Source organism: Thermosporothrix sp. COM3 (assembly GCF_059696735.1).
Window position 1 is genome coordinate 4837518 of sequence record NZ_AP019376.1, and the last position, 25797, is coordinate 4863314.

The following is a 25797-nucleotide window of genomic DNA, read 5'->3' on the forward strand; positions in this document are numbered from 1 at the left end:
TCTACAATATGCCGTCTCTTCTCGAAGGGGCGGCATTCTTTTTCCCCTCGTGACTGATCAGAAAGCAGGACCTTGTATGCTCCAGAGCTCTTCCTCTGAAGGCCGCGCTGTTCGTTATCTGCTCTTCGACCTGGGTGATACCCTCTGGACCAAAAATACCAGGAACTGGAAAGCGCTTGAAGCAGCGGGCAACCAGCGAGCGTCCACGCTGCTGGCCCAATTCTTTCCCACCCCGTCAAGCGACCCTGAGAGCGGACAAAAACTACGGGAAGCCCGCGGAAACGCCATTATGCAGGCGCTACAGGCCCAGAACGAGATCAGTCCCTGCACACCTGACATCATGCGTACCGCCTGCCAGCAAATCGGCTATCCCCTTCCTACCGATGAACAGGCAATAGCGCTCTTTGAAGCCCTTCGGATGCGCCTTCCTGAATCCCGGAAACTCGATGACGATGCGCTCTCTACCTTGCATACACTGAAACAACGCGGCTATCAAATTGGCATTGTGACCAACCGGCAAGAAGGTGGGCGGCTCTTTTTTGAAGATCTCAGCAAGCTTGGTCTGCTGGAAGCTATCCACCCTGACCATGTCATTGTTTCCTGCGATTACGGCCTGCGCAAGCCGCACCCGGCAATCTTTCGCGCTCTCCTGGAGAAAATGGGTGCTTCGCCCGCAGAAACTATTATGATTGGTGATAACATCTACGCCGACGTTGCCGGCGCCAAACGCTTGAAGCTGCAAGCCATCTGGAAGCCAACCCCTGAAAGGCTGCAAGCGTTCCAGCAGCAGTATCCAGATCGCCCGTTGCAACTGAACGCGCTGGCCGATTTTGTCGGTCGCTATGAGGCGAAGAAGTATTCTCTTTCGTCATATAATGAGATCAAGCCATTTATGCAACCAGATGCAATGATCGAGCGAGTCAGTGAGCTGTTGCATCTTTTGCCAGAGACGGAGTGACCATGACACCCAGATTACGTAAACTGTTGTTTGAAACCCTATATAAGAATCGCTATCTGTACCGCTTCGCCAGCACCGTTCCCTTTGCCGGCCAATGGCGCGAGTGGCAGCGTCAGGTCCTGCCGCGCCTGCATGGGAAAGACGTGCTTGAGCTTGGCTGCGGCCTGGGCGATCTGCTGGCCGATATGCTTGCGGAGGGATATCAGTGTCAGGCTGTCGAACACTCCCCACAGATGGTAGCAGCGGCCCGTGATACCCTGCGCAAACGTAACGTCGGTTCGGCAAGTCTGATCCTTCAGGGGTCGGCACAAACGCTTCCCTTCAGTGATGCTTCCTTTGATACGGTTGTGAGCACCTTCCCCTCGGAATATATCTATGACCCAAACACGATAGCTGAGGTCGCGCGTGTACTGCGTCCGGGTGGTCGCATCATCATTGTAGAAGGGGCAAACCTGCTACCAGTGGGCTATATTCAGCCGCTCCTGCTCCTGTTTCAAATGCTGGTCTATGGTCCGGCAACGCTGCGCCGCAACCCCAAACAGGGAACACGTACCCCGAATGGGCCAACCACGATTGTTGTTCCCGATGCTCGTTTCGGGCGGCTCATCCCGCTAGAGAAGGCCAATCTCCGCCGCCGCTCCGAAATGGTTCGGGGCCCACGTTGGGAGGTCTATATTACAATTGGCGAAAAAGCTTAACCAGTGGCTCCCTTTTCCGGTATACTATCCATGCATTCGATTATTTCTTTGCCTTACAAAGGAGTGAAAACCGTATGGGTGAATGGAATTCACAAACGGTGCAACTGAACGACATCTCGCTTCACTACTACCGGCTTGAGAACAGCGGCAAGCCCTCGATTCTCTTCCTGCACGGATACCACGATAATGGGCGCTGCTGGCAGCATGTCGCTGAGGCCCTGGCATCAGAATATGATATGGTGATGCCCGATGCTCGCTATCATGGTCTGACTTCCGGGAGCGGTGATGTTCAGGATACAACCCTTGCTAACGATGTGCTTGCACTGATCGATTATCTGCATCTGGAACACCCCACGTTGGTCGGCCATTCGATGGGGGCTCATGTCGCGGCCCTGGCTGCGTCCATGCGTCCCGAGCTGGTAGGCAGCGTGGTTCTGGAAGATCCGGCCTGGGAAGAGAACTTTGTGCCCGACGCAGAACGCGACCGTATTGAACTGGAAGCCTGGAAATCTTCCACAAAGATCTATAAGACAGTGCCACAAGAAGAGGCGCTGGAAGAGGCACGCCTGGAACATCCCAACTGGGCGCTCAGCGATATTGAACCCTGGATTGAGGCACAACGAGCCTTCAATCTGGATATCTATACCGTACTTACCAATACTGCTCAGGCTCCCTGGCGAGAAACACCCTGGCGCGAGCTGGTGACACGTATTTCCTGCCCGATCCTGCTCCTCAGTGGTGAGGTCAGCCGAGGCGGATTTGTCACCCCTGCGACAGCCAGCGAAATTGTTCAGCGAGCAACACAGTGTCAGCATATCCACATTCCCGGAGCAGGTCACAACCTGCGGCGCGATAACTTTGATGCATTCATGCAGGCGCTACGCTCTTTTTTACCTGCTCAATAAATAGCGCCCAGGCGCTGAGGATAAAGTATTTTCTGGCACTGTAGAAGTACTATCAAGTATCGATTCGCAACCAATTCACGGCCTTATACGTTCAAAGAAGCAGGTACTTGATTCCAGAATGCCCGCTGACAGAATAGGCACTGAAGGCGCTCTGCGGGCCTCTTCTGGTCCTTTTCTCGGAAAATTACGGTGCTATCTTACCCTTTTTACATACAATGCTGGATGACAATATATATCAAAATAGAAACGTGTTTTTAGTAGAGAGAGGATTTGTATCGTTTTGGGTACGCTTATACTAAAACTCTATAGGAATCGGGCACTCCGTTTCGCCATTATTGGAGGCATTGGTATCCCTGTCAATATGCTGGCGCTGGCGCTTTTCCAGTACCTTCTCGGAAACGATGCCACCTGGAAATATCTCATAGCGAACGCGGCAGCCTTTGAGGTCGGTACGATTATCAACTTCGTCCTGAACCAGCTATTTACCTACGGCGATCAGAAACCGACAACCTTGAAAGGCTGGATCATCAAAGGCTTCAAAGCACAGATCGCCAATCTCTCCGCTTTTCTGGTGGCCTATATCATCAGTTCAGGCCTGCACCTTCTTCTCCATCTGAACGAGTATATTGCAAACCCGATCAGCCTTGTACTCAACTTCATTTACAAGTATCTGGTCTCTGACAAGTTCGTGTTCCGCACCACGAAACAAAAGCTTGAGGTTGAAGAAGTTGCCTCATAACAGTAATTGCTCTGGCTCGCTTCCCTCAAGGTTGGCGAGCCAGTTTCATTTCGGGCTCACGGCTGCCCCTGAAGCGAGAGAAACACAACCAACAAAATGCAGGTCAGCATAATGGTCAGAACAAAGCAGAGCAAGAGCAAAGTTCGCATGTTATGCTGTGTATGTCCGATTCTTCTGAGTAACAGGGAATCGGTGCTCAGACGCCGCTCCGGTTCTGGCTCCTTTGTCTCCGGCTTCTGTGCTGGCTCATTTGCGGGCAACTGAGCCGATACCCTCCGCTGCCCTCTCCGTTCCACCCGTGCCAGATACAGCGATTCCCTCCTGAGATAGCGTTCTTCCAGCCCGGGAAGCACTGGCTCCTCATCGCTAGCCTCTTCCTGTGGCTCTTTCCAGCCCTGTTCTGTAGCCGGAATAGAGGCCATTGGGAAGGCCATCTGTTCCGCATCCTTCTGCTCTATCTGCCGGAGTTTCTGCACATAGCGCTGATAGGCACGGCGCTCTTCCAGCGTTGAGATACGATCCAGCGCAAGGTAGAGCGTCTGCGCATTCTGAAAGCGATACATCGGTTGTGAACGAGTTGCCAGATTGATGAACGCCTGTAGCGCAACCGAGATATCGGCATGAATCTGACGCGGTGCATCGAGCAACAACGACGCCGGAGAGAGCCGTTCACCGCCGATCATTTCGTGCAATAGTACGCCCAGACTGAACAGATCCGAGCGCCCGTCAGATTGCCCCTCGCCCTGATACTGTTCAGGAGCCACATAACCGGGGACCCGAAGATCTTGCGTGTCGCTGTACTGCCCCTTCTTGAAGTAGCGTGCCATGCCGAAATTCACCAGCATGAGCGTGCCGCCAGGCGTCAACACAATATTGGAGGGCTGCAAATCCCGAAAAATAATAGGTGGCTCCTGTCTGTGCAGATAATCCAGCACATCGCAGAGCTGCATAGCATAGTGCAACGCTTCCAGTGGCGGCAGGGGCGCGTGATGGCGGAGATAAGCGCTAAGTGTCGTGCCCGGGATATAATCCGTCACCAGATACCAGTAACCGTCTTCAAAAAAATAGTCATAGAGGGTAGGAATTGCCGCATGATGCAGGCGAGTCAGCAATAACGCCTCGCGGAGAAAGCGATCCGTCAACTCACCACCACTGGAAGGAAAATAAAGTTCGCGCGCGGTACGCTCACACTGCTGAGCCGGGGAGCGCTCCCGTAACGCGGCATCAAGTTCCGCTATGACGGTCTCCGGCAAAGGACTATCGGCCCGGGATTGCTTGAGCGCAAAGGGGATATGCAGTGTGGTATGTATTCCCATGTAGGTCTTACACTCATTGCCGTACTCAAGGACCCGTCGCACCAGATATTCGCCATCATGCAAAGTACACCCGAGTAAAGCATCCTGCTGTGGGATAACACTTTTTCCCTGTAACATTACCTCTCTTCCTCCCTACCACAATACAGGTTCTCTATTTATAGTAATAGGAACCATCCATTTTAGCAACAAGTAAGCAGTATAATAGAGATAAAAAAGATCTACACAAAAGCAAACAATAATATCTCGATTGTTCCACTTTGAACAAGCAATAATCGGTAGAAAGGCGAGCAAGAGAAAAGGGTGCATACATTTTTGTACACACCCAGAAAACATGACTGTATTTCGAGAATATCCCCATTGCCAGCAAGGAGCATCAATGGACAGTTTCAAAAATAAGCGGCAATGGTTGTGTGGGCTCCTCGCTCCATGCGTAACACGCCAGTACAGCGGGCTGGATCGCTTCAGCCTCGGCCACGGTGCGAGCATGAATTTCAAGCAACGCATCCCCGGCATGCACATAGTCGCCGATCTTTGCCTGAAGCACAAAGCCGGTGCGGTGGTCAATCGGTTCCCCTTTTCTGACCCGGCCTGCTCCCAGGTGCATGCTGGCTCTTCCCATCTGTTCAGCCTCGATAGCCGCAATATAGCCACTACGGGGCGCTTTCACTATCAGGCGAGCAGGGGCCGCGGGAAGCTTTTCGGGCCGCTCAATCATGCTGCCATCGCCCCCTTGTGCCGCAATGACCTCGGCAAGCTTCGCGACAGCCTCGCCTCGCAGGATTACCTGCATTACCTGCTGGTGCGCTTCCTCCATATTCGGGGCTTTTCCGGTCATTACCAGTAACTCCGAAGCCTCATAATAGCAGAGTTCGCGGACGTCGGCAGGCCCTTCTCCGCGTAAAATAGCGATAGCCTCAGCCAGTTCCAGTGCGTTCCCGATCGCAGCCCCAAGCGGCTGCGCCATCGATGTCAGCGTCGCGACCGTATGCATACCCGCCTGTTTTCCGATCGCAACCATAATCTGTGCAAGCTCACGTGCTTGTTCGACCGGTTTTAACAACGCGCCGCTCCCGAACTTGACATCTAGCAGCAGGTGAGAGCAGCCAATAGCCAGCTTTTTGCTCATAATACTGGATGCTATCAGTGGCAGGCTCCCAACAGTGCCCGTAACGTCACGCAAGGCGTACAGCTTGCCATCAGCAGGAGCCAACTCCTGTGACTGCCCAGCCAGAACTAACTGATGTTTTTGCAGCGTATCGAGGAACTCTTGCTGTGAAAGCTCTACTCGAAAACCAGGGACCGACTCCAACTTATCGAGCGTGCCACCAGTATGACCCAATCCGCGCCCGGACATCTTCCCCACAGCAACACCACAGGCCGCGACCAACGGGGCAACCGCCAGCGTCACTTTATCCCCGACTCCTCCGGTGCTGTGTTTATCAACTACAGGTGAAAGTGTATCGCGTATACGCAACTGCTCACCAGACTCAACCATAGCGGAGGTCAGCGCATGAACTTCGTCTGTGTTCATGCCTTGAAGGTACACGGCCATCAACCACGCCGCGACCTGATAATCAGGGATCTGATCTCGTGTATAATGTTCGATAAAGTGGCGGATCTCTTCCGCAGAGAGAATCCGCCCATCCCGCTTCTTCGCGATAATATCTACAGCTTGCATCTTCTTTTCTACTTCATTGTTCTACTTCAATAGAGAGGCCCTATTTTTCGGTCAACACAATGCGCAGCGCATCGCTTTCAAACCCGGTTCCAGTCTCAATCTCATAGCGACTGATAAGGTCGCTCCCAAGGCGAACATTACGATTATATTCTATCTGCCCATTGGTATAAGTATAGGCTCTGTCTTCCTGGGGATGGACCCCCTGAATCACCAGAATATCATAGGCATCTGAACGATACGCTCTCAGCGCCTTGTAGAGAGTCGCGACCTGCTGCCACTGCGCACAGTGCGCATAGGCAATACGCACAACTTTCTTCCGTCCATACGCTACCGTATCGTCAACAACCCGATACTCCAGCGCGCCCTGTGCCAGCGCTTGCAACTGTCCGACCGTCTTCGGAGGGAAAGGTGCGGGCGGATCAGGAGCAACCGGGGGAGTTTGTACCGGTAGACGTACTGGAGCAGGCGCTTCAACCCGTTGAGTGCCCAGACGACGCTTGGCGCTGCGGGCAGCGACCGAAGGAGCTTCAGGCGGCACGGCTTGCTGCCGGGGAGGCGGAGGAGCGAACGACTGAGGCATTGGTGGTACTGGCATCTGCGGTCGGGGAGAATGCGGCTGAATCAGGAGCCGACCGCAACGAGGACAAACAGTAGCGGTGTCCTGATTCACATTGCCACAAAACGGACAACGCATGTATCATCTCCTGCATCTTCGCTGATTGCATCTATAGACATCAAGCATATAGCGTAGTATATCATCCCTGGCGTACAATTGCTCCCACAAGTTGAGCATTGGTTGAGGTTTTCTCAAAAAGGCGCAGCGCCTGTTCATTTGCATCGCGCCGTGGCAGATCCGCCATACGCCGCCGAATGATGGAGGCAGCTCGCAGCTCATCTGAAGAAAGGAGCCGCTCTTCCTGCCGTGTACTGGAAACACTGATATCAATAGCGGGAAAGATGCGTCGATCAGCCAGCTCACGCGAGAGCCTGATTTCCAGGTTTCCGGTCCCTTTGAATTCCTCATAGACGACTTCATCCAGACGGCTTCCAGTCTCGACAAGACAGCTTGCGATAATGGTCAGGCTTCCGCCCTGTTCCAGCGCTCGGGCCGCCCCAAATACCCGTCTGCCAATTTCCAGCGCATGTGCGTCGATCCCACCGGAGAGCGTTCGACCTCCCCGTGCATTGCGTCCGCCTCCGCGCCACATCTCAGTATTGAGATTATGCGCCCGAGCCAGCCGGGTCAGCGAATCCAGCAGAATAATCACATTGTTGCCCTGCTCTACCTCGCGCTTGGCATCGAACAGCGCCTGCTCAACAACATAACCATGTCGCGATGAGCGCTGATCGAAACTGGATGCATAGACATGCACCATTGGCCCACGAATCTCAGAGCGCCATTCCGTCACCTCTTCTGGTCGCTCATCAACCAGACAAAGATATAGACTTGTTCGGGGATAATTCTGTTGGACCGCCGTTGCAATCTGGCGTAAAATGGTCGTTTTTCCTGTCTGTGGCGGAGCGACGACCAGCGCTCGCTGTCCAAATCCGACAGGGATAAGCAAATCAATAACACGTGTTGCAACAGGTGTTGCGCCGGTCTCCAGCGTAATGCGTTCATGCGGATGAACCGGGGTCTGTTTCTCGAAAGGAATGTGTGTTGAAGCCACGCGCCCTCTTCCTCCTGCCTTTCTCTTTCGCGCAATAGAGGCAGAAGACCAGACTGAAAGCCCGGACCTTCTGCCGGTACATCTGCCATTTGTATTGATAGTGGGATGTGAGCTTGCCCCACACAGGACCAAACCAGAACAAGTAAGAGGTGATTGGTAAGGATGCATGAACAGTGTGTGGGTTCACTTAACATAATGACACTATCTTTTTGGAAAGGCAAGCCCTGAAGTTCTTGTTCAGGCAGGGATCAGCAGCTTTTTTTCTGCCTGAAACACCATGGCTAAAAACCGATCCAGGCTATGGATAAAGCATTCCAGCGGCCCCATGTTATTTATCACGGTCACCGGCTGCTCAAGATCAAATTCCAGTTGACAGTGATGCAGCATATACTCACGGTTACTTTTGGAATAATAGCGCCGAAAGATATCATCTGAAAATGACGGGTGGTCGTCATGTGATCTGGCCCGCTCGACACGTTCGTGAACACGAGAGATGCACGTCTCAAGATTCGCATGAATAAAAAGAATAAATGCATCTTTCAGAAAATCGGGGCTGAAGAGACTCAATGCCTGCCGATAGTCGTCACGTGCGAACTCAATTGTCACCAGATCAGCCGTTGTAGACGTCAGCCGAACCTGTTGTTCCAGTTCAATCAGCGCATCATCCAGTACCGAGAGGTCTGTTGCATTGAAGCCATTATGTTCAGTGGGCTGGAACTTTTCATGATGAATATCTGCGAGAAACATGGCACGCAGAATGTCATAATCGTTAAAATGCTGATGTTGTCGTCCGGTTTCCTGCACCATTTGCTTCAGATAGCGGGCAGCCGTGGACTTGCCACTACCCGGGCGTCCCAGTACAAACACTTTGGTAGTCATAGCTCTCTCCTCTCGGCTAACAGAGGTTATTCATCCAAATAGGAACCTGCGAACCTTCCCCCGTCAGAAGCGAAACAATCTCAACAATGGCGACAAAAATGAGAGAAGGGCGCGTTTCCCGCGCCCTAACATGGTATAAGCCGAGACAGATCTGCTACGAAGAAAGGACACAAGCTGTTGTGTCCTTTTGCAGTTCTCTTTATACGCATGTACCCAAACGATCACACACTGTCGGCCATTATTCCGCTGTTAAGCTTCACACCTTGTCTGTTCTCAGGCTTACTGGAGTTTTTTTCGTTAGCACCTTGTTAGAGATAAGTATACCGGAGACGCCAATAAAAGCACGCTCAAAGCCATAGACAACGTACCGAAAAAGGCTATTGCCGGTCGCTTGCAAATACATGTCAATATAGCAACGCGCCTATCTACTTACTTCATCCGGCCCTGCGGGAAAGTGCAAGTATCCTCGCTTATCGGGGTCCCAACTCACAACGATATTTCCCCCCTTGCGCTTTCCAATATCAAGCACCTCATCCAGAAAACGGGTGAGCAAAAGTCGAGTCTCAACAACAGCACGCTCGCCGGGATAGCGAGCAAGAATCTCTTTCAATTTGCGATATGAGTACGAGGAGACACCGAGTCGTACCGTGATATTGGTTAATGTCACCATATTTTCGGGCAGCGTTGGCTGTCCCGGTGGAATACGCTGAGGGTCTATCTGATAGGAACCACTTAGCACCGACAGCAAGAGCTCTGCTTTGGCCCGAGCCTGCTCAAGCGGCATACCTTGCAGCAGGATATAGTACCGATCCGCACTGATACGATAAAACTCACAAACAGCATCATCCTTTAACGCACGCAACTGGCCCCGGATCCGTAAGCCAACCGCTTTACTGATATCCCGCGCCATGCGATCACCATATTTATTCGCAAGGCTGCTCTGATTATCGATGTCCAGACTGATAAATGAGATATCCTTTTCCCTGATCTCCTCTCCCTCATAGATATGTTGAAGCAAGGTCTCAACATGCTCGATGAACTCATTCTCCGTCAGGAACGGGGCAAACTGCGTATCAACAATCGCGGGAGCCGCAATCATCTCGCGCAAATGGCCGACCGGTCTCATGCGCGCCTGATAGATTTCAAGCAAGATACCAACCATTGTCCCGACCATCCGTAAGACACGCTGATCCGCCAGCGAGAACGCATGCCGAGACGGTGAGGTGACGTAGATGACCGCAACCGAAACATTGTCGCGGCCCAAGACTGGCACCGCAATGGACGAGCCGAGCCGATACTCACGGTTAGGGTTCGCCAGCAAGATATCTTCTTCGGAGACCACAGGATGATAGACTATATGACCGCTCTGGAACGCTCGCAAACAGGGATCCATCGAGGCCCCTTGAGGCACAACGGCGGTACTGCCTACCTTATGCGGTGAGAGAGCGCTTTGCGCGCTGACAATCAGGCCACGCTGTTGCAGGGAAAGCATCGATAAGGGATAATCAGGCAAAAGAATGCAGCTAAAGAGCCAGCGCGGGTGATTATCAATGCCCTTTCCACCCAGCCGAATGATGGTCTCAGCCAGACCATGCAGAATGGCGTCCTGCTCATGATGCATATAATCCGGATCCGTTGAAGAGTCAAAGACATCGCGCATGCCCGGACCTAAACAACGCCGCGAAAGCTCCACATTCTCATAAAGAGGTCGCAACAACAGGCGCACGGTTTCGACGATTGGCGCCTTGAGTGTCAGACGTCTGGACCGCCGTTCCAGCAAAATATAGGTGCGGTCACGTGGTTCCTCTTCAATACTATCCTCGGTCATGACAGCAAGAGGCAGCAACCGAAAATCCGAAGCATACTCGAAGGTGGGAGCGGGCACCAGCAAGGTCTGAGATGAGCGGTTCTGATTGAGCCAGCCAACCAGCGCCTCACCAACCTGTTCCAGATCCTCAACGTTCTGAATATTCATCAGGGAGATCTGCGGATTTAAAGGTAGAACAAGACATGCTGTCGTATGGGGAAGCTCTTCGCAGAGTAAGAGCAATGAGAGACGTAGAGCATGAGAGGCAAAGAAACGCCAGAACGAATCTTCTCGGCTCAGATCCACGCGTTGATTGATCGGCAGGGTCGCAAAACCGCCACCCTCTTGCCCATAGGATATGGGCTGTCCATTTTGTCTGTGTTGCTCATCAGGAACATAAAAGGTACGCCAGATCAAATCAATATCGGGCGGAATGTCACTCGGCGCGTATCCCGCATCGATTAATTCACGAATGATTGCCAGCTTATCCAGTTCCTGAGGAGTATACAGGCGGCGTCCCTTCGGGCCAGTCGGGCGCAGGGGACGCAACAATCCATACTCTTCCCAGTCACGCAAGCGGTTTTCGCTCAAATTGAAGAGTTCAGCAGCCCGACTGATCGTCACGGTCGCCTCAGCACGCCCTTTTTCAATGTACCGTAAAACCCTTCTTTGAACGTCTTCCTGCTGGAGGTGTTCTTTTACACGCCTCATACTTCTTTCGTCCATACCGCCTCCTGCCGCGCAGAATAAAACAGATGTAACAAGAAAAGGTCTGTTTTATAGTAACATATATGTCAGAGTTTGTATAGCTATCTTCCCTCTATACAACACCAGGAAAGTTCAGAACGCGCTCAGTAAAATTCTTCTCACTCCTCTTTGTAATATAGGATAAAATTGCTAATTTCGTCAATATCCACCCAATATTGAACTGAAGCGGCGTTATCCAACTTGTCAAAGGAGTATACCAGGTAGCATCCGTTGACAATGGTATTCTCTTCGGGTAATATTACTTTATATAAGGCAGAAATTACTTATCAAACATGAACTTTCTTGACATTCTCCTGACAGCGGTACCAAAGAAAGATCGGGGATCAACTCTGTAGGCAATCATTATTCATTCTCCTTTCAGGAGGGTTTTACAAGTGAAGGCGAGCACAACTTCCTCGACACCTGTCGCAACCCGGCCACTTGATGACCAGATCTGGTACGACTTATATGTCTGGCTGCTGCCTCTTGTTGAAAAATGGGTGCGCTACGCTAATGTAGTGGCCTGGTACGGGCAACAGAAAGAAGTTTCGGAAGATATCACACAGGAAGCTGTTCTACGTACCTTCCACTACAATCAGCGCGCTGATCACGGAGAAGTACGGCCAATCGATTCTCTGAAGTCCCTGTGTAAAACAATTGCACAGAATTACTTCCGGGATCGCCGCAAAAAAGACTGGAATCTTGTACGGCCCTCTCAAGAAAATTCTGGACCTGAAGAAAGTTATCCTCATCTAGAATCGTTAGAAGATCCCTCACAAATCGCGGTCGATCATCTGCTGTTGAAAAACGTGATCACGATAGCAGCGCGTCTAGTCGTTCGTTTCCCTCCGGGACAGCGAGCAGCCTTGCTGACAGACCTCGCCCTGATCTCTGATTTTGGCGAGCAGCCTACTCTGCTTGAACAGGTGCTTTCGGAAGAGGGGATTCATTTGCGTGACTATCGCCAGCCACTTCCTGATGATCCCGGTGCCAAAAATCGACACGCGGCACTGCTCAGCATTGCCTACAAGCGCTTGCGCAAAGAAGTAAGCCTGTAACCGGGTTCAACACCGGTCAGAGCCCATCGTTCACGGACAGGCCTGCGCTGAAAAAATGAGCAAGCGCCCAAAGAGATTGCTGCTTCTTGCTGTCGCTCAGGAGAAAAGGGCAGCCTGAGGATACGGCATACCCTGAAACCACCGACTTTATATGCTGGCGCACTTATCAACTCCCTCTTCAAAATCTCCTCCATAAAAGTCGCTGCCGCTTGAATGAGCTCCTCAAGCCCTTCCAGCAGACAACCACATCCTTTATCTCGGGAGAGAGCCTCTCTTATTGTTTTCGCACAAACTTGACATTGTCACGCTGCTACTAGAAAAGGGCAAAAACTAAAAATGGAAGGCACGAGATAATGATCTCAAGGCACCCTCAGCGCCCGCACGCAGATCCCGTATTCTCGTTGCCACCATCGCTAAATCACAGTCGATCAACAGCATCGTTCTTTTCTATTCCTTTTCCTCAATGTGGTAGAATGAACAGCAAGGCCTTAACAGATGCCTGTCGTGTCCCGTAGTATCCCGGAAGGATTTTTGACATCATGCAACAAGAAATCCGCAATACTACGTATGCTTCATCTTATCTTCCTCTTTTTCGTTCGTATCTGCCTGAATTTCTGAAACGTCTGGAAACCCTGGTAAACATCGACTCAGGAACAGGTCAGATTGCAGGAGTTAATCGCATCATCGAGCAGCTTCAAATCTGGCTGCATGAACTGGGCTGCAAGATCACCCTCCATCCTGTTGAGGAATTTGGCAATAACCTTGTAGCACAGCTTGAAGGAACGGGCACACAACGTATCGCTCTGGTCGGTCACATTGATACTGTCTATCAGCCCGGAGCCACGCAGCTTCAGCCCTTCTCTGTCAAAGGTAGTGCGGCCTATGGACCCGGCGTTCTCGATATGAAATCCGGAGTGCTGCTTGCGCTCTATATCATGCGAGCGTTTCAGGAAAAGCAGTTTCATGACTATCGCGAACTCTATCTTGTCATCAACAACGATGAGGAAGTTGGCTCACCCGGCAGCCATGAACTACTCACCAGCATAGCGCACAAGATTGATGTCGGACTCGTTCTGGAACCCTCGCTCGCGTTTCATAGCATCACCAGCGCACGCAAAGGGACAGATAGATATCTGCTTGAGGTTCAAGGCGTCTCAGCTCATTCAGGGGCCGAACCACAGAAAGGGCGTTCTGCCGTTGTTGAGCTGGCCCATAAAATCCTTGCTATTCAACATTTGAACAGTATGTTTCCCGAGGTGACCTTTAACTGTACCTGTCTCAGCAGCACAGAAACCCTCAATATCATTCCAGATATGGCCCGCTGCTACGTCTCCGTTCGAGCCGGTAGCCAGGAGGCACTGGATCAGGCAGCGAGAGCGCTGGAAAGTATTGCGATCGGCCAGAGCATTCCTGACACCATTACTACCCTCACGCGGACACCTGGACGGCGGCCCTATCAAGTAAATGCGGGAATTCAGGAACTTCTTGAGCGCTTGCAGGCCGAAGCCCGGGCACTGGATATCTCGCTCTCGGGTGAAGTTGATGGTGGTGTATCCGATGCTAATATTCTGGCGGCTACAGGTGTTCCCACGCTTGATAGCCTCGGCCCGGTAGGAAGTGGCATGCACAATCTGGAACAGGAACACCTCATTATAGAGACTATTCCAATACGTGGGGCACTGGTAGCCGGACTGATTCATCAGCTCTGCCTGTCAAAATTGACAGGGTGAGAACCGTTCGGCAGGTCAGTGGCTTTTCCGTTCCATCAGAGTAGAATCCTCATATGGGGCCGCGCCGAAAGCGCCTGCCTCATATGAATTTTTCTTGTTTTCAAAAAAGGGCAATCTTTTTAGAAGCAGGTGAGGAGGACCTTATTCTATGTCTATTCATGGTATGCATGGTGGGAGGATGAGAGCGTATTATGAGGAACAGAAAGCCCGGGGCCACAAAACAGATGCCCATACTGTACGACGTGTCATCGCATCATTCCGCCCGTACAAAATGCAGGTCCTTCTGGTGCTTGGGGCAATCCTGACAACCACCCTACTCGGGCTTATCAATCCTTTAATGATTCAGCGCATTCTCGATGATGCAATCTTTGCACGCCGCGATATGCATTTGCTCTTCATCTATGTAGCCATTATGGTTGTCACTCCTATCGTCTCGGGGATCGTTGGCGTTGGCCAATCTTATCTGAATAATACAATCGGGCAGAACGTAATGCGAGACTTCCGCAACAGGCTGTACAGCCATTTGCAGCGGATGTCCCTGCGCTTCTTCACCAGTACGCGAACAGGCGAAATCCAGTCCCGACTTTCAAACGATGTCGGGGGTGTGCAGAATGTTGTCACAAACACCGCTCCAAGCATCATTTCAAACCTCTCCACAACTATCAGCACAGTTATCGCGATGTTTATTGTTAGCCCGTTGCTGACCTTTGTTTCACTTGGTCTCTTGCCCCTCTTTCTCTGGATTACCTATAAAGTAGGGAATATTCGACGTGAAACCAGCAAAGAAACCCAGAAGAGCATGGCCGAGCTGACGGCAATGATGCAGGAAACGCTTTCCGTCAGTGGTATCCTCTTGATGAAAACCTTCGGGCGTCAGGAATATGCACGAGAGCGCTTTGAAAACGAAAACCAGCATCTGGCAAAACTGGAAATCAGACAGCAAATGATCGGACGCTGGTTTTTTATGTTTATCGGTATATTCTTTTCTATCACTCCAGCAATTGTCTATCTGATAGCGGGCTGGCAGATTATCCAGCATGTGAATTTCCTCGGGCAGCCGCTCAGCCTCGGCGCTATCGTCACCTTTACCACGCTCCAAAGCCGCCTTTTCTTCCCGATCGGACAGCTCCTGAACATTCAGGTTGAGATCCAGGGTGCTCTTGCTCTTTTCGAGCGCATATTCGAGTATCTGGATCTGCCAATTGAGATCAAGGACAAGCCCGAAGCCCTGGAACTCAAACCAGAAGAGGTGAAAGGTGACGTTCGCTTTCAAAATGTCACCTTTACCTATAAGGGACAGTCAAATGCAGAGACATCCGATCCCGGGCTGAATGGAAATGCTCCTCGCGAGCTTCATCATACAGCTCTGCACTCCGTCTCTTTTACAATTAAACCCGGCCAACTGGCCGCGCTAGTTGGCCCGAGTGGAGCAGGCAAAACAACAACAACATACCTGCTGCCACGCCTCTATGATGTTGATAGTGGTTCCGTGCAGATCGATGGACATGATGTCCGAGATATCTCGCTGAACTCATTAAGCGAGCTTATTGGCATGGTCACACAGGAAACTTATCTCTTCCATGCGTCTATTCGTGAAAATCTGCTCTATGCAAAGCAGGACGCAACCGAAGAGGAAATTATTGCAGCCACCAAAGCCGCCGCAATTCATGATCGTATTATGGAGCTTGAAAACGGTTACGATACGGTTGTTGGAGAGAGGGGCTATAAGCTCTCTGGCGGCGAAAAGCAACGTATTGCGATTGCCCGTGTGATCCTGAAAAATCCACGTATCCTGATACTCGATGAGGCTACAAGCGCGCTTGATACACATTCCGAACGTCTGATTCAAGCAGCGCTCGATCCTCTGATGAAAGGGCGCACAACGATCGCGATTGCCCATCGTCTCTCAACCATTCTGGCCGCAGATCTCATCCTGGTTATGGACAAAGGCAGAATCGTTGAACAGGGAACTCATCAGGAATTACTGGCAAAAGGTGGCCTGTACGCTCACCTCTATAACGAACAGTTCGTTCATACACACGGCATTACTGCATAGCACCAGAAAGTCTCTGTCTTCAGGCAGGGGATAAATGGCATAGTATCACTCCAGAAGCAGGGAGAGCCTGGCAGGTTTTCCCTGCATTCCTTCCTCTTCCAGGGAAAAACATGCACCAAAATTACCACAACAATTCAAATTAAGCACCCAATATGGCATAATACGTACAGTACCTTTGATCGTTTCCTTTCATAACAGTTCTATGAAGTTTCCAGCCATTGTAATAAGAACAGCATATATGCTGCGGCAATGTCTGGGGCAAAGGATGCAACGATGCATATTCCACCATTCCGCACAGGGAGGCTGCAACGCTGCTGCTCTCAATCGTTTTCGCGTACAACCTGGCTCTCGTTTCTCTTGCTTGGTAGCCTTCTTTTTCTTCCGGCCTGCCAGCAACCGTCTCGCACACCCTCCTCTTCCCCTTCTTCCCCCCGACCGCTTAATACTCCCGCAAATGAACGTCTCTCATTGCTCAATCTCCATATGTTTGACGAGTTCCACGGTTGGAGCACCAGCGCTGATGGCGTTCGCGTTTTACGCACCACACACGGCCCTACCTCCTGGCAGGAAGTCACGCCACCACACACAGCCTCCTCTTCATCTGACTCATCGTATATTCATACCGCAACCTTCCTTGATATGCAGCATGCCTGGGTCGTCTGGCCTATCACAACCATGCGTGGCGGCATTCTCATCACGCGTACTCTCGACGGTGGGGATACCTGGCAACACATTACTCTCTCTATACAGAATGCCATTGTGCGACAGATTTCTTTCCTGACGCCACAAATTGGCTGGCTACTCCTTGAGAGAAATAATCCCCATCAGCATGCTTCCGAACTCGAACTCCTGCAAACCAGAGATGGTGGTGCAACCTGGACGCCCGCCTCACGGCCAGATACCAGAGCCAACAAGCAGAACATCCCGAACGGCCTGAAATCCAGCTTCTCGTTTATCTCTCCCTCCACAGGCTGGCTTATCGGCTCTGCCTTGTACTGCAAGACGCAAGATGGCGGTCAGACCTGGCAAAAACAAACGCTGCCCTTTCCACTCAAGAGGCATGAACATATCACCATTCACTCTCCCATTTTTCTGAATAAGCAGGATGGTATTCTTCCCGTCAGTTTTGTAATCCCGGGGACAGCTATTCTCAACCTGTACCTCACGCATGATGGAGGCAATACCTGGCAGCGCACAACTCCTATTCCGGGAATCGCGACCGCGCTGGCCACGCTCGGTCCCCGCTCCATCTGGGCAGCAGGCCTGACCAATCAGGGGGTAGAGCTCTATGTGACACAAGACAGCGCTCTCTCCTGGAAACGAACCTCCTTTACCCCCCAACGACCGCTCACCTCCATTGCGCAACTTCAATTCGCCACGCCACAAAAAGGCTGGCTCCTCGCCTACGCCCAGTCGGAGACTGTCCTGTATCAGAGCTTTGATGGGGGAAACTCCTGGCAATTGGTGATCCCTATCCTGCAACAACCCCTTACGTGACCACAAACAAGTATAATGTGTCCTCTCTTGTCTGAGCATGGTACAAGAGAGGGCACATAATCAAACAGGGCTGGATCAAACGATCAGGTGGGAAGCAGCCACACTAACCAACGTCTGCCCAATCGGGCAGGCTCTGCACATACTGCTCATCCAGCCACTCCTCAAGCTGCTGCATCTTGACCTCTCGCGCCGTCCGGGGAGGCACCTGAGGCAACGAAAGCATCAGCTCATAATCATCATCCGCTGCGATACGATTAAAGCGCTCCACACCACAGCCCAGGCAGCGATGAACCAGCACATCTTCACCCGCATTCCTGACGAAACGGGCAACTGGCTGCATCACCGAGCCACACTCACTCAGACGATCTCCCGGTTTCTTTGCATCCACATGTCGGGAGTAGAGACAGAATGGACAATGATTACGGTGCTTGCCACCACTGGGCAACGGGCAGACAAAGCGTTTACAATGCCTGCACTTAAACACCTCTTCTTTCACCGAATGACGGGGCTTCTGCTTCCTCTTTGCATCAACACGAGTCGAGCCCTTGAAGTCTTCGGCGTCTTCACCATCATAAATGTCTAACGCAATCGCATCTTCCAGATGCAGAAATTTCTTGCCTTGCTTGCGGTATTGCTTCAATGGAAATCCTTCTTCTTTTTGTGCCTGACAACTGACGATCAATGAAGTCGCTCAACAGCGACGAACGAAGAACAAGCGCTACCGCAAACTGCATTTTTGCGTTAAACATACAACACCCTTTCTGTATTTTAAACATGAAAAACTACTATATCCTGCCTTGTCCTTAAAACCTGTTGAAAAAAGGCAGAAAAAGGCCCGGAAACATCAGTCAAAACAGGATAGAAAAACGAGTGAAAGTTTATGCGGGGAAAGCACTGAGGAGTAAAAAAAGAGGCGTACAGGAAAAGAGACGCCTTCTCATAGGAAGAAGCGCCACAAAAAGCAAACTATTCCGTTTGTCTTTTTATGAGTATACAACGAGATCCGCACATAGAGCGGGGTCAGGCACTAATTCGAGTTGTGCCCCAGCTTCTCGATTGTATGTTCTTGATTGTCTTTGCCTGCGCCTTAACGGCTCTCAGTGCTCCTGAAAAAGCGGACTTGCATCAAAAAGGCCAGTCCTTTCTAGTGAGAGGTAATGTAAACTGTTTTGAGTATAGTTGCTGCCATTCAAAAAGTCAAGCCTGTAAAAAAGCCCTCCCTCACCCGCATGAGGCAAGAGAGAGCCTTCCTCTTCGTTCGTCTTAGCCTGCAAGCTGTGCATGGCGCTCAAGCAGCTTGCTCACACGCTCTTCGGCGGCGGCCAGCTTCTCGCGCTCCTTCGCTACAACTTCGGGCTTGGCTTTCGTCACAAAGTTCTGATTGGACAGCTTGCCCTGAACACGCGAAACCTCCTGTTTGGCCTGAGCAATCTCCTTCTCAAGACGCTCAAGCTCTTTCGCGATATCCACCATACCGGCAAGCGGCAGATAGATCTCGACGTTCCCAGCCAGCAGCCCCATAGCCTGCTCAATCTTCTGCGAAAGCGCAAAATGCAGTTCTGGCTTCTGCGTGCGGGCCAGGAACTCGATCAATGGAACCTGCTCCTCAAACATCGTGAGCTTATCGCCCACCGCCATAATCACCGGAATACGGCGTGCAGGCTCCACATTCATCTGGTTTCGTGCATCACGAATGCGCGTGATCACTTCCTGAAGCAGGCTGAAATCCTGCTCAGCAGCCTCATCCACAAACCGCTGATGCACCTGTGGCCAGGGAGCCACGATCAACGCAGACGAAGGCCAGAGCGACTGATCAGGCTCAGTCAGACGATAGAGATGCTGCCAGACTTCTTCAGTCACAAATGGCATATAGGGATGAAGCAGGCGCAGGCTCTGATCCAGCACCGCGCGCAAAATGGCAGCGGTATTCTTCCGTGCTGCCTCATCACCCTGCATCTGCACTTTTGCAATCTCTACATACCAGTCACAATAGTCGGACCAGAAGAAATCGTTGATCTGGCGGCCAGCCTCACCAAGCTGAAAGTCATTTATCAGGCGGCTCACAGAGCGCGTCAACTCGGTAAAGCGGCTCAGAATCCAGCGATCAGCCAGCGTTTGAGGCTGCAAATCGGCAATATCGGGAATGCCGCCGCCGATCTCGGCAGTGGTCATCAACACAAAGCGCGATGCGTTCCAGATCTTGTTCGCAAAGTTGCGATTCCCGATAATGCGTTCCTCGATGAGCTTCATGTCATTGCCCGGGGTGCTACTGGTTGCCAGAGTGAAGCGCAGCGCATCCGTGCCGAACTTATCCATGACTTCCAGCGGGTCAACAACATTATTCTTTGATTTGCTCATCTTCTCACCCTTCGCGTCACGCACCAACCCATGCAGGTAGATGGTGTTGAAGGGGATCACGCCCAGGAAGTGAATACCGGCCATGACCATACGCGCTACCCAGAAGAAGAGAATGTCGTATCCCGTCTCCAGCACCGACGTCGGGTAGAAGCGCTGCAAGTCGGGCGTGATATCAGGCCAGCCAAGCGTGCTGAACGGCCAGAGCCATGAGCTGAACCACGTATCGAGCACATCTTCATCCTGATGAATCTGGTCACTTCCGCAGTGAGCGCACTCAGTTGGGTCCTCCCGGCTGACAGTCATCTGACCGCAGGTATCACAATACCAGACCGGGATACGATGCCCCCACCACAACTGACGCGAGATACACCAGTCGTGGATATTTTCCAGCCAGTCCATGTAGGTCTTGTTGAAGCGCTCAGGCACAATGCGCAGCAGGCCCGCCTTCACCGCACCAATAGCAGGCGTTGCCAGCGGTTTCATCTTCACGAACCACTGTTTCGAGATCAACGGCTCAACCACCGTATCACAGCGCTGACAGTGACCGATAGGAATAGTATAATCTTCGATCTTGACGACATAGCCTTGCTGTTCAAGGTCGGCCACCAGATGCTTACGCGCCTCATAGCGATCCTGTCCCGCGTATGGCCCGGCCTCCTCAGTCATCATTGCGTCAAAGCCAATCACCTGAATCGCGGGTAAATTATGCCGCATTCCGATCTCAAAGTCAGTCGGGTCATGCGCGGGCGTCACTTTTACCGCACCGGTACCAAAGCTCGGATCAACCGCCTCATCGGCCACAATCAGGATCTCACGACCAATAATCGGCAGAATGGCGACCCGACCCACCAGATCCTTATAGCGCTCGTCCTTCGGATTGACCGCAATACCGGTATCACCGAGGATTGTTTCAGGACGCGTTGTTGCCACGCTGATATAGCGCGTCTCGATCTCGCCCTCAATCGGCTTGAGAGGATAGCGCACATAGGTCAGCTTGCCCGGTGTATCAACATGGTTCACTTCCAGATCAGATAGGGCACTCATACAGCGAGGACACCAGTTAATGATACGCTCACCACGATAGATCAAGCCTTCGTTATAGAGCGTCACAAAGACCTCGCGCACCGCTTTAGAAAGCCCTTCGTCCAATGTGAAGCGCTCGCGCGACCAATCACAGGAAGCCCCCAGGCGACGATGCTGGTCCTGAATGCGATGTTTGTACTGATGCACCCACTGCCAGACACGCTCAATAAACGCTTCGCGTCCAAGCTGATGGCGGTCTGTGCCCTCTTTCGCAAGCTGGCGCTCCACCACGGTCTGAGTGGCAATGCCCGCATGATCCTCACCGGGAACCCAGAGCGTGTCATCTCCCCGCATGCGGTGATAGCGAATCAGAATATCTTCTATTGTAGCCGTAATCGCATGGCCCAAATGCAAGGCGCCGGTCACATTGGGTGGCGGCATGCTGATGACAAACGGCTTTCCAGACGGCCTGGGACGAGGCTTAAAATACCCACCCTCTTCCCAGAAACGATACCATTTGCCCTCGACCGCTTGCGGCTCATAGGCCTTTGGCAACTCAGCAGCCGACGAGGCCTGTATAATTGCTGTATTCTCCTGCTCAGCCATGAACCCTCCAGAATAATGGATAAAAAGAAAAAGAAGTTCTTTGGAATATCTTTGACCAATAAAAAAAGTCCTTCTTCGTCAAGGACGAGAAAGGACGCTCGTGGTACCACCTTACTTCGGTCAAACACTTCTCTTGAGAAGGCTGACCCTCATTTGTGCGATAACGAGCACACCGCGGGAATTCCCTCTACAGGTGCTTCCCAGGCTCACAGGCGACCTTCGGCATAACAGTAAAACCGGGGAAAACTCACAGCCCTTGATTTTCCCTCTCTGAACAGGCGTTATCCCTACTCCTCCTGATCGACGCCAGAAAGTGTTTTCTTCAGTTGTTTCTTTAGTCTAGCGAGTGGAAAGAAGAATGTCAAGCTACTTCAACTTATGCAGCAATTACGTCTCCTTCCACCCGCTCTATCAGCTCATTCGTGCTTCTCTATACTATACTTCTTTATACTAGAACACCATCACTGATACAAAATCATCCCGGGACACCGAAGGCTGTTCAAGGAACCAGTTGGTTATACAAACATACCATCTCTCAAAATCGGCAGGTCTCTCCCAGGAGTATATATAATTTCTATATGTAGAATGAGAAGGGGCTTTCCATAGCGGACAAAAGCTCAAATGCAGTAAGGTCCCTTTGGGAAGCTCCTCAGGGGGGCCGAAAATCCAGATGTACCAGATGTATAGGAAGGAGCATCCAAGAACCACACATCTTCGCCCCAGGGTTCTTTATAAACATAGCTAGTCAAACCTGGATAAAACTCCTTTTTATCAGGATTCTCCTTTTTGTATAATGGTATATCTACCATCCAATACAGCATACTTTTGTATCTCCTGCCTTCTCCATGAGGGATATATGGAGTATTTACAGCCTCACTACGACGCAAACACCCTCCAAACAGTGTATCGAGACCTCCTCGCTCAATCTTTACCCTATTCAATAAGAATTGACGAAGGTTGCACTCATATCCACTCCATTTCTGGGAAACCACACATTTATTTTCCCAAAATGGATCTCCTCCGTCCACAGGATCACGCAAAAGCATTTCATAGATCTCCCCGGGGACATAACTATGCCTATCGGGTAGGGGGTACATACCATTTTCATCCAAAAGACGAACATTTTTGCCTTCCTCTGTAATCCCGTGGATGCAGGTTTTACCCTTGAAGTTTTTGGTGCTTACGATCCAGACCTTCATAAACACTCCAGTCGCTTTTATTCAAGCAACTCAATAAAGAGAATCTCAGGTTGTAAAGGTACGTATTTTTGCTATCCCTCTATTTTTCCTTAACCCCCCTAAAATTGATAGCGACCTGTATAGTATCACATATATGAATATCTGTAAATACACCTATATATTTTTAAGCATGATTTAAAATAGATCACAGCGAACATCAATAAAAAGGAAAAAGCCTGCTCAAGCAGGAAGCTCAAGCAGACATGGAGGTTGCTTCGTTTATGGCAGCTTCACGGTGCGACCTTTGCCGGGATCACTTTCATTGTGCAGGCGATCAAGCGCCGTCACAAAGTAGGTATAGGTCTTGCCATGCTGGGCTGTCTTGTCAACAAAGGTGCGCGAAATATCTCCCTGTTGATTGCGCACGAGCGTCAGGAGGTTACTGGCATTGGCGAAATCGGCAGCTCCTGGTTTCTCGTTTCCCTCAAAGCGATAGATCGCAAAGGAGGTCGCATCATTACAAGAGAGATCCATCCAGTGGAGTTCTACGCCCTGTTCGGTCGCGCGAGCACTCACCAGTTCAACCGGTGTCGGGGGGAGTTTATCAATCCAGGGCATGGTAGGAATGAGCGCAGGGTACTTGTAGAGCTCCTGTGCCAGTTTGTCTCGGATTTTCAGGCGATTCTCCTGAAGATCTTTCATACTGAAGAACATGCTTCCCTGGACATTTTTATAGCGCAGGTTCAGACGAAGCTGATCAGGAATCTCTTCCGGATCTTTCCAGTCAGGCGGTGAATCGGTTCCAATTTTATACGCGGCCTGCCCGGTATAGAGCTGCGTACGGCTTCCCTGTACCTCCTTGTTCCACCAATCGACCAGTTTCGCATAATCAGCGACCTCAAAGCCGATATTCCAGTAGATCTGAGGCGTAATATAATCAAGCCACCCTTGCTTGATCCAGAGGCGCGTATCCGCATAGAGAGTATCATAATTGGTCGTTCCGGCTCTGGTATCCGAACCGGTTGGATCATCCGACTTATTGCGCCAGACCCCAAAGGGACTGATCCCGAATTTTACGTACTGCTTCTCGTGTTTGATCTTCTGTGAGAGTTCCTGAACCAGGCGGTTGACATTATCGCGTCGCCAGTCGGCTTTATTGGCAAATTTGCCCGCGCCATATTTCTTGTAGGTGGCATCATCGGGAAAATCCTGCCCATCAACAGGGTAGGGGTAGAAGTAGTCGTCCATGTGGACAGCATCAATGTCATAGTTCTTCACAACTTCGAGCACACTTTGCTCGATAAAGTCTCGCGCTGCTGGCTCTCCCGGATTATAATAGAGCTTCCCACCATACGCAATCACCCAGTCTTTATGTTTTCGCGCCGGATGATCGGGCGCAAGCCTGTTCATATCATCCTGCATGCTGATGCGATAGGGGTTAAACCAGGCATGGAATTCAAAATTCCGTTTGTGGGCTTCTTCAAGCATAAAAGCCAGCGGGTTATAGCCGGGGTCCTTTCCCTGTACGCCGGTCAGATATTCAGACCAGGGGCCGTACTGAGATGGATAGAAAGCATCGGCGGTTGGCTTAATCTGGACCACAACAGCATTAAAATTCATCTTCTGCAAGGTTTCCAGCAGCCCGATAAACTCCTGTTTCTGTGCAGCAATGGACAGACCGGTCTTTGAGGGCCAATCAATATTCGTAACGGTCGCTATCCAGGCGGCGCGAAGCTGACGTTTTGGGAAAACAGGCTGCTGTGCCGCGGAGGCTCCATGCACTCCGGATACGTCAGGTAGCGTCACAAAGACACTCGCAATACATAATAGCGCCCCGATACGAGTAATGACCCTTGTTCCGGGCATTGTAAAACGCATAAGGCTTTCCCTCTTTTCTTCCAACTCACATGCAAAAGCTGAACAGGTTTCCTTATTATATCACACTAAAGAGGGAAAAATGGTTTTCCTCTTTTTCTTTATTTCCTGATACCAGAAATATACTCCAACCTGTAGAAATCCATAGAAAAGTATGTAAATGCTGTGCCCCTGTTTCCAGAAAGAAACAAGGGCACCCCAAGACTAGAGTTTACGCGCTCGCAAGGCCAGAAAAAGCGGTATTTCCTGATGAGCACGCGCTTCAGCCTTTGATTTCGCGCCGCTCGCCGCCAGAGAGGAAATGATTTCTTCCATGCGGTCAAGCACAAAGCCACTATCAGCCAGGCCATTCACATACTCATGCAGGGGACGATGGAAACTGCGGCTGCTTCCCTGCGCCTTGCCCGGATACTCCTTGAGAGGCACGGCAAGCGGCGTCAGATAGCGATCTACCCGCCGATATTGCAGGGCTCGCTCTTCCTGCCAGCCCCAACCACTCTGACGAGGAACTCGAAAGCAGGGATGGATCATCAAAATGATCAGCCTTCCCCCGCCACGTAAAGCCCAGGCAGCCGAACGCAACACATCGGCAAGCGGATTCATATCTTGAATGCTCAGGAGGAAAACCGCTCCCTCAAATGAGGCAGACTGTATTCCTGGCACACGATGCAAGTGGCGAGCATCTCCCTGAAGAAACGTCCCGACATGACCGTGATACTTCCGCGCTTTCTGTACCATACGGACGCTAACATCCACGCCGACATACTGCGCAAGGCGAGCGGCCACATGAGGGGCCAGCGCACCCAGGCCAGCGCCAATATCAAGGATACGCTCGTTCATCTGTGGATCAAGCAGTTCCAGTGTTGTGGGAATCGCCAGCTTGCGATGATGCAGACTACCATCCTTGCCAGACCAGCCATCATACCACTCGGCCAGAGGGTCCCAACTAGTGCGAACTGTAGAGCGTCTCGAAGGTGATTGTCTCTCTGTCATTGGTCTCTCCTTCATTCAGGAGCATG

Annotated in this window: 19 protein-coding genes; 8 read left to right on the forward strand and 11 right to left on the reverse strand. The window is 51.3% G+C overall.

The window, feature by feature from the left end:
• The first annotated feature begins 76 nt into the window (after positions 1 to 76).
• From KTH_RS20475 to KTH_RS20490, 4 genes are all read left to right on the forward strand, one after another.
• Positions 77 to 958 (forward strand): HAD family hydrolase, encoded by an 882-nt coding sequence (locus KTH_RS20475; RefSeq protein WP_497620791.1) that lies wholly within the window; start codon positions 77 to 79, stop codon positions 956 to 958.
• Positions 959 to 960: 2 nt separating this feature from the next.
• The gene (locus KTH_RS20480; protein ID WP_497620793.1) at positions 961 to 1656 is read left to right on the forward strand and encodes a class I SAM-dependent methyltransferase; all 696 of its coding nucleotides are present in this window, start codon (positions 961 to 963) and stop codon (positions 1654 to 1656) included.
• 74 nt (positions 1657 to 1730) lie between these two features.
• Positions 1731 to 2561, forward strand: coding sequence for an alpha/beta fold hydrolase (locus KTH_RS20485; protein WP_497620794.1), 831 nt, complete (start codon positions 1731 to 1733; stop codon positions 2559 to 2561).
• A 280-nt stretch (positions 2562 to 2841) separates the two neighbouring features.
• Positions 2842 to 3300: a GtrA family protein gene (locus KTH_RS20490; RefSeq protein WP_111326039.1), complete on the forward strand. Its 459-nt coding sequence runs from the start codon at positions 2842 to 2844 to the stop codon at positions 3298 to 3300.
• Positions 3301 to 3356: 56 nt separating this feature from the next.
• Here KTH_RS20490 and KTH_RS20495 read toward each other — a convergent pair whose 3' ends face one another.
• The 6 genes from KTH_RS20495 to KTH_RS20520 all read right to left on the reverse strand — a co-directional run bounded on the left by KTH_RS20495 (position 3357) and on the right by KTH_RS20520 (position 11361).
• The gene (locus KTH_RS20495; protein ID WP_497620796.1) at positions 3357 to 4733 is read right to left on the reverse strand and encodes a serine/threonine protein kinase; all 1377 of its coding nucleotides are present in this window, start codon (positions 4731 to 4733) and stop codon (positions 3357 to 3359) included.
• Positions 4734 to 4989: 256 nt separating this feature from the next.
• Complete coding sequence (locus KTH_RS20500; protein ID WP_111326037.1) at positions 4990 to 6294, reverse strand: thymidine phosphorylase; 1305 nt, start codon at positions 6292 to 6294, stop codon at positions 4990 to 4992.
• 40 nt (positions 6295 to 6334) lie between these two features.
• Positions 6335 to 6988, reverse strand: coding sequence for a zinc ribbon domain-containing protein (locus KTH_RS20505; RefSeq protein WP_111326036.1), 654 nt, complete (start codon positions 6986 to 6988; stop codon positions 6335 to 6337).
• Positions 6989 to 7049: 61 nt separating this feature from the next.
• A complete protein-coding gene (rho, locus tag KTH_RS20510; RefSeq protein ID WP_170142981.1) occupies positions 7050 to 7964 on the reverse strand; it encodes a transcription termination factor Rho in 915 nt (304 codons plus the stop codon).
• Between the two features lie 237 nt (positions 7965 to 8201).
• Positions 8202 to 8843, reverse strand: coding sequence for an AAA family ATPase (locus KTH_RS20515; RefSeq protein ID WP_111326034.1), 642 nt, complete (start codon positions 8841 to 8843; stop codon positions 8202 to 8204).
• Between the two features lie 421 nt (positions 8844 to 9264).
• The gene (locus tag KTH_RS20520; protein WP_497620798.1) at positions 9265 to 11361 is read right to left on the reverse strand and encodes a MerR family transcriptional regulator; all 2097 of its coding nucleotides are present in this window, start codon (positions 11359 to 11361) and stop codon (positions 9265 to 9267) included.
• Between the two features lie 431 nt (positions 11362 to 11792).
• Between KTH_RS20520 and KTH_RS20525 the strand changes: the two genes are divergently transcribed.
• The 4 genes from KTH_RS20525 to KTH_RS20540 all read left to right on the forward strand — a co-directional run bounded on the left by KTH_RS20525 (position 11793) and on the right by KTH_RS20540 (position 17738).
• The gene (locus tag KTH_RS20525; RefSeq protein ID WP_111326032.1) at positions 11793 to 12455 is read left to right on the forward strand and encodes an RNA polymerase sigma factor; all 663 of its coding nucleotides are present in this window, start codon (positions 11793 to 11795) and stop codon (positions 12453 to 12455) included.
• A 539-nt stretch (positions 12456 to 12994) separates the two neighbouring features.
• Complete coding sequence (locus tag KTH_RS20530) at positions 12995 to 14185, forward strand: M20 family metallopeptidase (RefSeq protein WP_111326031.1); 1191 nt, start codon at positions 12995 to 12997, stop codon at positions 14183 to 14185.
• Between the two features lie 148 nt (positions 14186 to 14333).
• Positions 14334 to 16241: an ABC transporter ATP-binding protein gene (locus tag KTH_RS20535; RefSeq protein ID WP_111326030.1), complete on the forward strand. Its 1908-nt coding sequence runs from the start codon at positions 14334 to 14336 to the stop codon at positions 16239 to 16241.
• 273 nt (positions 16242 to 16514) lie between these two features.
• Positions 16515 to 17738: a WD40/YVTN/BNR-like repeat-containing protein gene (locus KTH_RS20540; protein WP_170142980.1), complete on the forward strand. Its 1224-nt coding sequence runs from the start codon at positions 16515 to 16517 to the stop codon at positions 17736 to 17738.
• Positions 17739 to 17841: 103 nt separating this feature from the next.
• Here the strand turns inward: KTH_RS20540 and KTH_RS20545 are convergent, their stop codons facing one another.
• From KTH_RS20545 to KTH_RS20565, 5 genes are all read right to left on the reverse strand, one after another.
• Positions 17842 to 18378: an RNHCP domain-containing protein gene (locus KTH_RS20545; protein WP_211326386.1), complete on the reverse strand. Its 537-nt coding sequence runs from the start codon at positions 18376 to 18378 to the stop codon at positions 17842 to 17844.
• A 623-nt stretch (positions 18379 to 19001) separates the two neighbouring features.
• Positions 19002 to 21725: a valine--tRNA ligase gene (locus KTH_RS20550; protein WP_497620803.1), complete on the reverse strand. Its 2724-nt coding sequence runs from the start codon at positions 21723 to 21725 to the stop codon at positions 19002 to 19004.
• Between the two features lie 617 nt (positions 21726 to 22342).
• A complete protein-coding gene (locus KTH_RS20555; protein ID WP_497620805.1) occupies positions 22343 to 22924 on the reverse strand; it encodes a hypothetical protein in 582 nt (193 codons plus the stop codon).
• Positions 22925 to 23182: 258 nt separating this feature from the next.
• Positions 23183 to 24769 (reverse strand): glycoside hydrolase family 10-like protein, encoded by a 1587-nt coding sequence (locus KTH_RS20560; protein ID WP_497620806.1) that lies wholly within the window; start codon positions 24767 to 24769, stop codon positions 23183 to 23185.
• Positions 24770 to 24982: 213 nt separating this feature from the next.
• Entirely contained in the window at positions 24983 to 25771 is a 789-nt protein-coding gene (locus KTH_RS20565) for a class I SAM-dependent methyltransferase (protein WP_497620808.1), read from the reverse strand.
• Positions 25772 to 25797: the final 26 nt, after the last annotated feature.